Origin of the sequence: Shewanella seohaensis, from assembly GCF_023283775.1 — a bacterium.
In the GTDB taxonomy this organism is placed as follows: Bacteria; Pseudomonadota; Gammaproteobacteria; order Enterobacterales; family Shewanellaceae; genus Shewanella; species Shewanella seohaensis.
Genome location: NZ_JAKILE010000004.1, coordinates 344,909 through 356,475, shown reverse-complemented (window position 1 = coordinate 356,475; position 11,567 = coordinate 344,909). Strand labels below are relative to the sequence as shown.

Sequence of the window (11,567 nt, the reverse complement as noted above, 5' to 3'; positions counted from 1 at the left end):
ATCGTTTCTTAGAAAACGATAAAATGATTAGAGCCAAGTCAGCGAAGTTCATCGGGGATCAAGAGCGAGTCTCTTACAAGGAATCCGAATAGATGGCTGCAAAACCACATTTGTTATCGGTTGATTTTTCTTGCAAAAAATGGGGTGTCCATAGATGTTAGGCATATATTGGAGATGTATGGAAAATTCGGTTTGTTATCAAGAAGAGTTTTTTGAAGATGAAAAAGATTACTTTCTGTCAAAGTTAGTAAAACTTCCAGATTGTTTTATCAGAGCAAGCTCATTAGATCATATGGATAGGTTTCTGGAAATTTTTTCTTATCCGTTTTCTGGTGAAAAATTGCGATCAAATATAGGTTGTTATTTCTTTTTTGATAGCTACCGACTTGACGGTGATGTTGTAGATTTTGCACCATTATACGTTGGTAAAACTAAGCAACTGAATAAACGTTTATATCGTCATTGGAAAACCAGCGGTAATCATATCGATAAGTATTCTGAAGATGTCCTTTTTCAAGACGGAGAATATGAAATAGACCTCGGATATATCGGTGAATACCATTTGGGTAAGCTAATTCCAAGCTTTGACATTAAAATCGCGATTTGGCTGGAAAATGATTTGCGCGAATTAATGTTTTTAGAGCATGAGTTAATTTATAAATTAAGGCCAATGTTTAACAAGGCATAGCTCACGTGGTATTAAATGCCTAACAAACTGTTTAAGAGTGATTCGCAACGCGTGGCATTTTTACTATGCGTTGGTTTTAGCGGTTAAGGTGGTATGCGGGAGCATTGGTATTGCGTTGCTCACACCTTAACAGGGCGTTATCTCCATAGAAATTGTAATCCGAAACTCATAAGTTAGAGTTAATAACCTAACCGATTTTTGTCCCTTTGCTTTTTGCGTACATACAGTAAATGGGTAGTTAAAATTGGCATTGGGGCACCAGTGACCGTTGGCGACATGGATGTCGCCGTCGAGCCTATAGGGATATATTCACGGCGTGTCACTGGGGAAACAATGGCAATAAATTCGTTGAGCAGATCATATGGCTATTTTGCTTTTATTCTTAAACTGAGTAGTGTGGTTACGAGTGGAGTTTGTACAGTATAAAAAAGGGGAGTCAGTTAATCTGACTCCCCTTGATATTTAAGGTGATGTTGCGCTTAGAACAGCAGGTGAGCCACGCCTGCAATGACTGGCAGAGTGACTAAGGTACGCAGTACGAACACGACAAAAAGCTCAACAAAATTCACTGGGATCTTACTGCCAATCAGCAGTGCGCCCACTTCACTCATGTAAATCAGCTGCGTTACCGATAAGGCGGCAATCACAAAGCGGGTCATATCCGATTCGATAGAGCTGGCTAAAATCGACGGGATAAACATATCGGCAAAGCCGACAACGATTGTTTTAGAGGCTTCGGTCGCTTCTGGGATATGCAGCAGTTCCAATAACGGAATGAATGGCATACCTAAGTAATTGAAGATAGGCGTATGCTCGGCGATGATCAGCGCCGTGGTACCAATGGCCATTACCACTGGGATAATGCCAAATACCATATCGATAACGTTTTTAATCCCTTCATTTAGAACGGCTTTGACACCACCAGCACTAGCGGCTTTTTCGAGTGCTTTATCAAAGCCCCATGAGAGTGCGCCGTGTCCTGCGGGGATCATCTCATCGTCGGGTTGACGTGGCGTATCGTCGATATAGTTATCTTTTTTCCACGACAGTGGTGGCAGCTTAGGCACAATCACGGCCGCCGCAAAACCCGCTAAACATACGGTCAGGTAGAAGGGCACAAACATTTGCTCCAACTTCACCTGAGAGATCACCACTAAGCTGAAGGTAATTGACACCGCCGAGAAGGTGGTACCGATAACCGCGGCTTCCCTTTGGGTGTAAAAACGCGCTTCGTATTGCTTGCTAGTCAGCAAAATACCAACGCTACCATCACCTAACCAAGAGGCCATACAGTCGATGGCGCTGCGACCTGGTAGGTTAAACACGGGGCGCATGACTTTGGTCAGCAGGGTGCCAAATAGCTCTAATAGACCGAAGTTTAACAGCAGCGGCAGTAACATACCGGCGAAGATAAACACCGAGAAGAGTACAGGTAACAGGTCGTTCAGTACTAAGGCGCCAGTGCTTGAAGAGTTAATGGCTTCGGGGCCAATGCCTAAATAGGTTAGCACGATAAAGATGGCGCCGACGACGCGCGTCGCAAGCCAGAGCGGGCTGATGTTGAGTAACCCATTGAGGAAGTGATTGTTCAGCACAAACTTAGGTTTGAGTAACTTAGTCAGCAACGAAGACAAGGCCATGGCGACAACAATCACAGTCACGATTAAGGTTAATACATCGCTTAACACGCTTTGCAATGCTTTAGAGATGATTGCGATAGGAATAGTAATCGCATCGTTGTAGCTGATAGGGGTCATAAACAGCAGCAGACCGATCAGCGAAGGGACGATAAAGGTGAGTATCGTCTTAATGTTGCGGTTTTTATGTTCAGTAGCCAATGGTGTACACCTTAAAAGTACGAGTCGCACAAATAAACTTGAACAAATTGCCCCTCAAAGCCGCATGTTAGGCGGATGTTAGGTGCATTTTCATTCAACTCAAAATCGAGAAGGGGGAAGATTACTCGCTTAGCGGCGCTATGTAAAACGATTCGGAAATTTGTTTGAGATAAGCAGCAAAATAGCATAGTTATTTGGGCCATTTCTGCATGCTTATCTTGGCGAATATTGCGTGCTGATAAGGTATTTGATTAACTAAATCATGCAATTAAATCTGTGTGTTGCAGCGTGTTTATCGAGTTGTTTTATTCTTGATGTTGTTAGCGGTCGAGGGTGATTTTGTACAAATTTTTCCCTTAGATTCTTCGAATATTCCGCTTTTGCGGTTTTTTTATCCGTTAATGCGATTAGGGCTTCAGTCGCTCACCATACAATGTTAAATAGTTAACCCAAATTGTAATGGCGAGGTTATCGCTGACAATAAGCTCGGCCTTGCTGAATGGGTTGTGCATTTTTATGCGGTTTTGACTCGGTATTTGCATATTTTAAATTGAATATTGACTAAGGGCGGGAACTGCGCGCGAGTGACTAAATAAGCGTAAATAGTGGTGAAATAAAATATTTCTCCTAAAGAGGATGGACGCCGCTTTAATTATTTTCAATTCCATGTAAGTTAGTACTACTTTTGTTTAGCTAAATTATCCATGACTGTTACAAAAATGAATGTCGCGACAAGAGGTTTTGCGCTCGCCACTAAGTTTGGTTTTATTGGTATTTTTGGATTATTGCTTGGGATAGCGGTGGCGGTGTTAGGCTTCGATCATACCGAGACTCGAGCCTTCAACTTTTTGAATCATACCTTGAGTGAATTGGGCACCTATGGGCATTCATCCTTAGCGGTGGTGCTTAATGGTGGGTTATTTTTTGGCAGTTTAAGCATTGTGTTTTATTGCCTTTCATCCTTGCAAACCGTAAGTGGTTTTTGGGGCTATCCCTTCTACTGCGCGCTGGCGCTGACGTTTTTAGCCTTGGCCTGCGTCGGTTTGTTTCCGGTCAATGTGTATCATCTGCATATCCTTGCCCTGAAATGGTTTTTCTATTTCGGTAGTTCGAGTGCAATCTGTTATCTGCTGTGGGCTGGGCTTAATTCACAGAGGCGGCAACCCTTAACGCTATTGTTGGCGCTGGTGGTGTTGCTGAGCATGATGACCTTTCTCTACGCGCCCTTATTAGAGCTGGGTTTAACCGAGGGGGACAGACCCTTCTATCAAGAAATGGTGTTGCAACTGCCTAGGCCCGATTTGTGGTGGCCAGCATTGCTGGAGTGGATTGGGCTTGGGAGTTTATTAAGTTGGACGGCGGCGCTGCTGTTCACACCACAATCACTCGCTCTGGAGCAAGCTCCCGAGTGAGTGATTTTAATGGTTAACCCATAAAGCTATCAGCTTAAGGATTTCAGTCCCGCCTCGCCAAACCAATAACCGTTACAGTGCTCATCGCTAAGAGGGTACTTAGCGTCCGTTGCCCCAGTCTTTAACGCCTCGACCAGCGCATCGGCCTTAGTGATACAGGCTAAGCTGCTGGGCGAAACCCGAAACACATCGACGCCCATCTTTATCATTTCATTGATTTCGCTGCGCAAATCGACACAGTTGGCCGACTGGGTTTGGATGCCGTTTAACCTGAGCAAGGGCTGCGCCTCTTGCGTCTGTGCCAGTAAGCCCTTGCTATATTGGCGGCAAACGGTTTCACAGCTGTCCTTCGACAAGTGTTGATGCCTTGCCGTAAAGCAGCGCGCCGAGTGGGCGAGTGGCAAATAGCCATGGCCGAGCACTTCGACTTCGAATGCGGGCTTGTGCGCGACCACTTGGCTAAGCCAAGTCTTCGACAGTTCTACCGGCATTACAAAGCGCTGCATACCAAAGCGCTGCAAAATATCTAAACTGGCGCGGTTGTAGTTGTTGATACTAGCGCCGCAGACAAAGGGCAACTTGTGCTCCTTAGCAAGATACACGGCCGCCATGTCGTTGGCCTCGATGCTAAATTCGCCATTGTCGACCTGACGTTTAAGCTCTGTGTATTCAGAGGGCGCTTCGATAAGGGCGAGCGTCGACAGCACCACCTCTTTACCCGCAGATTTAAGCATTTTGGCCAGTTCGAGATAGTCGCCAAACTTGAGTTCGCGTCGACGGCTACAAACGGCTTCACCCAAATAGACTAACGGGAGCTGACTGTTGGCCACTTGCTGGTAAAAGTCGATGACCTGTTGTTTTTCCCAGCAATAGAGCAGTGGGCCGAGGGAAATTTTCATAATCGTTTCTTCTTTGTGGTTATCGCTAGGGCTATTGCCAGTCACGCTCGTAGGCGCCTAAGGTGGTAATTTGGCCTTCGGAGACTTTCGCGAGGGCTTGTTCCCAATGGGCCTGAGTCTGGAATTTATCTGGATTATTAAAATAAGTATCAATCGCTTGACGCCAAACCTTGGTCACCTGTTCTACATAGGCAGGGCTGCGCTGACGCCCCTCAATCTTGAGTGACACTATGCCCGCCTTGGCAAGCTCAGGCAGCAAGCTAAGGGTATTTAAACTGGTGGGAGACTCGAGCAGATATTGCGGTTTATCATCGTCTTGGGTGAGATAGCGGCCTTTACAGACCACAGGGTAACCCATTTGCTCATCGAGCCCTGACTTATCAATTAAGACCTCGTTGAGGCGAGTCAATCTGTCTTGGCCCTGTTCCTGCCAGCGCACGTGTTTCGCTGGCGAACAAGAGCCACCAGTGTTTGGCGATTGACCGGTGACATAGGAGGATAAGTGGCAGCGGCCTTCGGCCATAATGCACAGACTGCCAAAGGCAAAAACCTCTAAATCGACTGGGCTGACCTTGGCGAGGTCGCGCACTTGTTTCATCGACAGCACTCTGGGTAATACCACCCGCGCGATATTAAAAGCCTCTTTATAAAAGCTCAGTGCGCCCAAGTTGGTGGCGCTGGCCTGTACCGATAAATGCAGCGGAATATGCGGATATTGCCTGTGGGCATAGTCGAGCAACGACAGATCGGCAATGATTAAGGCATCGACGCCAATGCTGGCCGCCAAGTCGATGGCTTGATACCAGCGGTGTTCCTCATTCGGCTTAGGAAAGGTATTTAAAGTGAGGAAGATCTTCTTGCCCCGCTGATGGGTCAAATCGGCGGCTTCCTGTAATTTTGCGGGGGTGAAGTTTAAGCCCGCGAATGAACGTGCATTGGTATCATCCTTTAACCCAAGGTAGACAGCATCGGCTCCGGCCTGCAGCGCCGACTTTAGCGAGGCCAGGTTTCCTGCTGGACACAACAACTCCATAATGGTGCTCCCGATAAAATAACAGGGGCAGAGTGTAGGGAAGATTGAATGGCGGTGAATTGATTTAAAACAGGTTTAAGATCATAAAATCTCGGTAAACTGGGAGATATAGTGTTTTTTAGCCTTAGGTAACCGCTTATGTCCGCTGTTTTTTCAGCTAATCTTGCAAAACAACTGCTCGAACTCACCCCAAAACTGATCCGTTTGCCACTCTCCAAAGTGCCCTTTAGCCTTAAGGCCAAGGTACTTAGCCAACTCTTAACGCAGCTGCTGGCGCCGCAGGCCGAAGATGGCGAGTTAGATTTCTTGGCGGATAAATGGGTTGCGATTCGGGTTGAAGATTTAAATCTGTATTTTGAAGTGAGTTTCGATGGCCGCTGGCAGGTGCGTGAGCTGACCGATGCCCAGGTCAGCTTTAGTGCCAATTCCGCCGAGCTGTTATTGGTCGCAGCGGCAAAAGAAGACCCTGATACGCTGTTTTTCCAACGCAAACTGAGCATCGAAGGCGATACCGAGTTAGGGCTTGAGGTGAAAAACCTACTGCTGAGTATCGAGTTTGCCAGCCTGCCAACACCCATTCGCTTAAGCGTTGAAAAGCTGGCCGATGCCATTGTGCGATTGCAGCTTGAGGCAAAACCGACGGTGATTTTGGCTAAATCCCCAAGCTTAAGCTGATGCGAACTTGGCTGTAATCAAGTGATAAACAAAAGCCCCGCTGACATTGCGGGGCTTTTTTTTTAGCTTGGATGGCCGATATTCACTTAAATTTTTTGCGTGAGTATGGCGAATTTGACCAACAGCTCGTCATGAGACTCGACGCGGTTAGGGTCGGGGTCAATACAATCAATCGGACAGACGGAGACGCAGGTAGGCTTATCGTAATGGCCTACGCATTCGGTGCAGCGGTCTGGGTCGATTTCGTAGATTTCTTCCCCCATGGTGATGGCCTGATTCGGACATTCAGGTTCACACATGTCGCAATTGATGCAGCTGTCGTCGATCAGTAATGCCATGCCTTAGCCTGCTTCGTGTGGGTTGCGGGTATCCTGACCTTGGGGCAGGTTACGCAGTAAAATGCCGTGGTTCAGATCAACCTCTTTCGGCACGGGCAAGTAAACGGTATGGCCCGAACCTAATCCCGCTTCAACCGATTCGGCTTTGCGGTTTTCGAGTTGCTCGATGGTGAGGCTGATATTGCCCTGTGGCGTCATTAGTTCAACACTATCACCGACAGAGAATTTGTTCTTCACTTCGATTTCGGCAAGGCCAGCCAGATTGCGTTTACCGGTTAATTCACCCACAAATTGTTGGGTATCGCTGACCGAGTAACCATAGTCGTAGTTTTGATATTCATCATGTACGTGGCGACGTAAGAAACCTTCGGTATAGCCGCGGTGTGCTAAGCCTTCGAGTTGGTTCATCAAGCTGCGATCGAAGCTCTTGCCTGAGGCGGCATCGTCGATGGCCTGACGGTATAGCTGGGCGGTACGGGCCACATAGTAGAACGACTTAGTACGGCCTTCGATCTTCAGCGAGTCGATGCCCATTTTCGCCAAACGCTCAACGTGTTGGATTGCGCGCAAGTCTTTAGAGTTCATGATATAAGTGCCATGCTCATCTTCAAACGCTGGCATGTATTCGCCGGGGCGATTGGCTTCTTGCAGCAGGAAGATTTGGTCGGTCGCAGGACCCGCGCCTAAGGTTGGCGTCTCGATTTGCACCGCATTGGGGGTGGCAATGATATCGCCAGAGTCAGTTTGCTGCGCTTCGTGCACGTCGTATTTCCAGCGGCAGGCGTTTGTGCAAGTGCCTTGGTTTGGATCGCGCTTATTGATATAACCCGACAGCAAACAACGGCCCGAGTAAGCCATACACAGGGCGCCGTGGACAAACACTTCTAGCTCGATATCGGGGCAGCGTTGACGGATTTCTTCAATTTCATCTAAGGACAATTCACGGGATAAAATCACCCGTTTAATGCCTTGGGTCTGCCAGAACTTGACCGACGCCCAGTTAATGGCGTTGGCTTGCACCGATAAATGCACCACCTGCTCAGGGAAAGCCTCACGCACCATCATGATAAGGCCAGGATCTGACATGATCAGCGCATCGGGCTTCATCGCCACTACCGGTTCCATATCTTTGATATAGGTTTTGAGCTTGGCGTTGTGGGGAGCAATGTTACTCACCACATAAAGCTTTTTACCCAGCGCATGGGCTTCTTCGATACCCGTTGCGAGGTTTTCCATTTTAAAGTCGTTATTACGAACCCTCAGGCTGTATCTCGGCTGACCGGCATACACGGCATCTGCACCATAGGCAAAAGCGTAACGCATGTTTTTCAGCGTCCCAGCGGGAGATAACAACTCAGGTTTAAACATAATGACTCTCGAATTGGTTGGTAGATGGAGGCGCAGTGCGCGGGGGCGGCATTTTACACAATCAAAGTAGGGTTATGCAAATCACCTCGTCTAAGATTAGGTATAGTTCGCATTTTACGAATATACCCCTAAGCTAGGTGATGGCGGGCGATGACGCTTGTCTGTGGATTGACGATGTCTCGTCTGCTTAGCGCGATTTCGCTTAAGCGAATCAAGGGATAGCCAAGAAGTTTCGTATGCCGTTCTGGGTGAAATTGATAACAGCGTCATACAAATAATTAACGTCTGTTGCTTTTTTCTGCCCATCAATCGGTGGGCAACTGATATACTCCAACTATTGAAGATTTATGTTTGCAGATTGATGGGAGCGAAGATGTCTACTGAACATCTACTGTTAGTCGGATTACTCAAAAAATTAAAAGATGATGCTTTAGTGTTGCCAACCCTGCCCGAAGTGGCCATGCGGGTACAAGAAGTGGTGAGTCGCTCCGATGCGAGCCTAAAGCAAGTGGGTGAGGTGATAGGTCAAGACGCGGCGATTTCGGCGCGTATCATTAAAGTGGCCAACAGTGCCTTATATAGCCGCGGCATTCCCGCCGAGAGCATTAGTAGCGCAGTGTCTCGAATTGGCCTCATTCAAATCAAGAGTATTGCGACCTCAGTGGCGATGGAGCAGCTATTTATTTCCACCAATGAAATGGTTTGGGAAGTGATGGATGAAGTGTGGCGCACCTCGATTGAAGTAACAGCGGCCGCCTGCGCCATGTTGCAAATGTATAATAGACGTCACCCTGGTCAGCTCAATTTAGATACCTTAACACTGGCGGGTTTAGTCCATAATATCGGTGCATTACCGGTTTTGACCGAAGCCGAAGCCCATCCAGAGTTATTCACCAGTATTGATCAATTGCGCTCTTTAGTACGTAAAATGCAAGGCCCATTAGGACGCGCAGTATTAAAGAGTTGGGATTTTGCGCCAGAGGTGATGGAAGTGGTTGAGCGCTGGGCGGATTTACCTTATCTGCCTGACCATGTGACCTACTTAGATTTTATCCGTGCCGCAGCATTTTACACCGGTGAGTTACGTGCCGGAGCCGATTTCGAGCAACGGATGGAAGTCTTTGTTAGTCGTGGTTTACCCGTCTCGGCGAATGATTTAGCTAGTGACGAATTTATGGATAAATTCCATTCAATCAGAGAGAGTTACCAGTAGTCGTAGGGCCTATAGGGAAGCCATTCTTGCCCTGAGTCAGGGGAGAATGGTGGTTAAGCTTACGTGGTAAGATTGAGGCCAAATTATGGTTATTCTGGGATTTATCGGTTTAGCACTGGGTATCATCTTGATAGCCGTGCTTTATATATTACTCGCTAGATACCAAGCGCTGCGGTTACAGCAGCGATTTTTGGCGCAATTATGCCCGCAGCTCGATCAGCAAAAGATTGAACGCCGTCCTTTGAATGTGCCTGTGGTGCCGCAGGAGTTTGCACCGCTTTACCATTCCTTAAACGAGATGCTCACGGCGCTGCCTGCGGGCATGGGTAAGGATAAACTCACAGGATTGAATAACCGTGTCGGGCTTAAACGTTCACTGACCGCATTGATGCCCATCACCCAAGGCACTTTAGTGCTTATCGATATTTATCGCTTTCGCTATGTAAATGATCTCTTTGGTTTTGTGTTTGGCGATATTCTGCTTAAACAGTTTGCCGAGCGCTTAACCAGTCTAAGCCTTAAACCTAAGTTGATTGCGCGCCTAAACGGCGATGAGTTTTTCCTCTATTACGAGCAAAGTCTGTCCGAGGAGCAACTGCTGCATTTACGCGGTCGACTACAGGTGCCCTTTAAAATTAAAGATACCCCCGTCAGTGTGCGGATGCAGATTGGTTGTCTGCAACTTGCTAAGCACCATGCCGATGTCAGCCATATGCTCAGAAGGCTGGATCTTGCCCTTAAAAAAGCCCGCGCGACCCGTAGCGCCATCGCCTGTTATAGCGAGAATGACGATATCCGCCAATTGAGGGAGCTTAAGATTATCGACAGCCTTCCCAGTGGTTTGCAGCGAAATCATCTGTATATGGTGTATCAGCCTAAGCAGGATATTCATACGGGCGCCTGCACCCAAGTCGAAGCCTTGATCCGTTGGGAGCATGAGGAGCTCGGGTTTATTTCCCCCGGAGAATTTATCCCACTGGCAGAGTGCGCCGGGATGATCGATTTAGTGAGCCATTGGGCGCTGGAGCAAGTGTTACAGCAGCAGGTAAAGTGGCGTGCGGCGGGCGTGTCTGTGTGCGTGGCGCTTAATCTCTCGACTCGAGATCTCGACAGTGAAACCTTGCCCCATGATATCGCGGCTCGCCTCGAGCATTATAAATTACCGCCAGAATGCTTGATGATTGAGATCACCGAGAGCACTCTGATGGCCGATTTAAACAAGGCCGTGGATACCTTAGAACAGATCCGTCGTCTTGGGGTGAAATTGGCAATCGATGACTTTGGTACGGGCCATTCATCGCTGGCGTATTTAAAGCATTTACCCGCCAATGAAGTCAAAATCGATAAAGCCTTTCTTCGGGATCTAGAGCCGAATCAGCCTTCAGAATATATCCTTGAGGCCAGCATTAATATTGCGAAAAAGCTCGGCTATGAGGTGACGGTCGAAGGTGTTGAGACTGTAAATATCCACGAAATGTTAGTGAAGATGGGCGTCGACCGTATTCAAGGGATTTTTTATGCCAAGCCGATGCGGGCCGCAGAGCTTGAAATGAACTGGAACCAGCTAAGACCCAGACCCGAAATGCTCTGCGTTAATGGTTCACATTCTTAGACTTGGCTTTACATCCTTAGGCTTGGCTTTACATCCTTAGGCTTGGCTTTACATCCCTTGGCTTAGCTTCACATCCCTAGGCTTAATTGGGCGATTAAGTCGGCGGGCATGGGCGCAAGTTGGCGCGCCTGATTCATGCACACCATTTCAATGGTGGCGGTGACCGCGGGTTTTTTACCATTTGGGCGCCAAATTTCCTGATGCCAGACGGTACGATATTTACTCTCAAAGTAGAACTTAGTGCGGATATCGATGATATCGGCAAACTCCACCCCTTCGTGGCACAACATGTCGCTGCGATACACCGCAAAACCCAATTGCTGCTGTTGCCAGAGGTCGCGTAAGCGCTCGGCGCCAATCACATGCTCACGGGCGCGCTCGAAGTATTTCAAAAAGTTCGGGTGATACACCACGCCAGAAAAATCGGTATCTTCATAGTAAATTTGCACAGGGAAAGAATAGCTTGGGCTAAATTGCGGCATGGCATTGTC

Annotated in this window: 11 protein-coding genes; 5 read left to right on the top strand and 6 right to left on the bottom strand. The window is 47.7% G+C overall.

Going from position 1 to position 11,567, the window contains the following annotated elements; genetic code table 11:
• The first annotated feature begins 178 nt into the window (after positions 1 to 178).
• Positions 179 to 688, top strand: a complete 510-nt coding sequence (locus L2713_RS07100) for a GIY-YIG nuclease family protein (protein WP_248967405.1) — start codon at positions 179 to 181, stop codon at positions 686 to 688.
• Positions 689 to 1,167: 479 nt separating this feature from the next.
• On the opposite strand, the gene L2713_RS07090 is transcribed toward L2713_RS07100, so the two are convergent.
• Positions 1,168 to 2,526: a YjiH family protein gene (locus L2713_RS07090; protein ID WP_248967403.1), complete on the bottom strand. Its 1,359-nt coding sequence runs from the start codon at positions 2,524 to 2,526 to the stop codon at positions 1,168 to 1,170.
• Positions 2,527 to 3,230: 704 nt separating this feature from the next.
• Here L2713_RS07090 and L2713_RS07085 point away from each other — a divergent pair.
• Complete coding sequence (locus L2713_RS07085; protein WP_248967402.1) at positions 3,231 to 3,938, top strand: DUF998 domain-containing protein; 708 nt, start codon at positions 3,231 to 3,233, stop codon at positions 3,936 to 3,938.
• A 29-nt stretch (positions 3,939 to 3,967) separates the two neighbouring features.
• On the opposite strand, the gene L2713_RS07080 is transcribed toward L2713_RS07085, so the two are convergent.
• Together L2713_RS07080 and ubiU are read right to left on the bottom strand one after the other, a co-directional pair.
• Complete coding sequence (locus L2713_RS07080; protein WP_248967401.1) at positions 3,968 to 4,837, bottom strand: U32 family peptidase; 870 nt, start codon at positions 4,835 to 4,837, stop codon at positions 3,968 to 3,970.
• Between the two features lie 31 nt (positions 4,838 to 4,868).
• Positions 4,869 to 5,870 carry a ubiquinone anaerobic biosynthesis protein UbiU gene (ubiU, locus tag L2713_RS07075; RefSeq protein WP_248967400.1) on the bottom strand — a complete coding sequence of 334 codons (1,002 nt, stop codon included), beginning with the start codon at positions 5,868 to 5,870 and terminating at the stop codon, positions 4,869 to 4,871.
• 138 nt (positions 5,871 to 6,008) lie between these two features.
• Here ubiU and ubiT point away from each other — a divergent pair, with 138 nt between their 5' ends.
• On the top strand, positions 6,009 to 6,545 hold the full coding sequence (ubiT, locus tag L2713_RS07070) for a ubiquinone anaerobic biosynthesis accessory factor UbiT (RefSeq protein WP_089068256.1): 537 nt from the start codon (positions 6,009 to 6,011) through the stop codon (positions 6,543 to 6,545).
• A gap of 86 nt (positions 6,546 to 6,631) precedes the next feature.
• Here ubiT and L2713_RS07065 read toward each other — a convergent pair whose 3' ends face one another.
• Together L2713_RS07065 and trhP are read right to left on the bottom strand one after the other, a co-directional pair.
• Entirely contained in the window at positions 6,632 to 6,883 is a 252-nt protein-coding gene (locus tag L2713_RS07065) for a YfhL family 4Fe-4S dicluster ferredoxin (protein WP_011621854.1), read from the bottom strand.
• A gap of 3 nt (positions 6,884 to 6,886) precedes the next feature.
• Entirely contained in the window at positions 6,887 to 8,251 is a 1,365-nt protein-coding gene (trhP, locus tag L2713_RS07060) for a prephenate-dependent tRNA uridine(34) hydroxylase TrhP (RefSeq protein ID WP_023266720.1), read from the bottom strand.
• 373 nt (positions 8,252 to 8,624) lie between these two features.
• Here trhP and L2713_RS07055 point away from each other — a divergent pair, with 373 nt between their 5' ends.
• Together L2713_RS07055 and L2713_RS07050 are read left to right on the top strand one after the other, a co-directional pair.
• On the top strand, positions 8,625 to 9,464 hold the full coding sequence (locus L2713_RS07055) for an HDOD domain-containing protein (protein ID WP_011716177.1): 840 nt from the start codon (positions 8,625 to 8,627) through the stop codon (positions 9,462 to 9,464).
• Between the two features lie 85 nt (positions 9,465 to 9,549).
• Positions 9,550 to 11,076: a putative bifunctional diguanylate cyclase/phosphodiesterase gene (locus L2713_RS07050; RefSeq protein WP_248967399.1), complete on the top strand. Its 1,527-nt coding sequence runs from the start codon at positions 9,550 to 9,552 to the stop codon at positions 11,074 to 11,076.
• Positions 11,077 to 11,144: 68 nt separating this feature from the next.
• On the opposite strand, the gene L2713_RS07045 is transcribed toward L2713_RS07050, so the two are convergent.
• Positions 11,145 to 11,558, bottom strand: a complete 414-nt coding sequence (locus tag L2713_RS07045) for a thioesterase family protein (RefSeq protein ID WP_011625531.1) — start codon at positions 11,556 to 11,558, stop codon at positions 11,145 to 11,147.
• Positions 11,559 to 11,567: the final 9 nt, after the last annotated feature.